Source organism: Nonomuraea sp. 3N208 (assembly GCF_052245935.1).
Taxonomy (GTDB): Bacteria; Actinomycetota; Actinomycetes; order Streptosporangiales; family Streptosporangiaceae; genus Nonomuraea.
Genome location: NZ_JBQQBR010000185.1, coordinates 1 through 761 on the forward strand (window position 1 = coordinate 1; position 761 = coordinate 761).

The following is a 761-nucleotide window of genomic DNA, read 5'->3' on the forward strand; positions in this document are numbered from 1 at the left end:
ACCGCCCTCGACCCCGCGGCCGCGGCGCTGGACGAGGGGCGGCGGTTCCCGCAATGCCGGCCGGAGCCGCTGCGCGAGCTGTGGGCCGGCGCGGGTTTGGCCGACGTGGTCGTCGAGGCAATCGAGGCGCCGACCGTGTTCCGGGACTTCGACGACTACTGGGCGCCGTTCCTCGGCGGACAGGCTCCGGCGCCCGGCTACGTCGGATCACTTCCCGAAGACCGCAAGGCCGCTCTGCGAGACATGCTGCGCCGACGGCTGCCCGCCCGGCCGGACGGATCGATCGCCCTCACTGCTCGCGCCTGGGCAGTACGCGGACACCGCTAGACGCGCTCGTCGGAGCCCTCCGTCAGTTCGCGAGCCGACGGAGCCAACCCCCGTGCCTAGTCTGCTATCGCGATTGGTGATGGGGCTTGCTGGTATTGGGCGTTTCCGTCGGCGCGCCGAGCACATTGACTCGTAAGCGATCAGCCCGCGACATCACCCGGGACCGAGACCCGAACGCAGGTTCAGTACAGCGAAATGTCAGGACAAAGTTAGCGGCTGATAGTGTCAGATAGCCGCAGACCACGCCTTCGGCTGACAGTCGCGACCGCCGGGCCCCCGCATGAGGGCGGGCCCCCGGTGAAGGCTCCGGGTTCCACCGCACAGGCAGACGGGACAGCCGTCTTCACCGAGCGAGTCGCATCGGCATCCATTCTGATGCGGCCGGATGACCGAAAGGCATGGCAGGTGGCCCTCACATACGGCTTTCTCAGCAC

General features: G+C 68.5%; 1 protein-coding gene. It reads left to right on the top strand.

The window, feature by feature from the left end:
* Nucleotides 1–327, top strand: a 327-nt coding sequence (locus tag ACTWPT_RS60150) for a hypothetical protein (RefSeq protein WP_443186505.1), incomplete at its 5' end; no start/stop codon positions are given.
* Between the last annotated feature and the right edge of the window lie 434 nt (nt 328–761).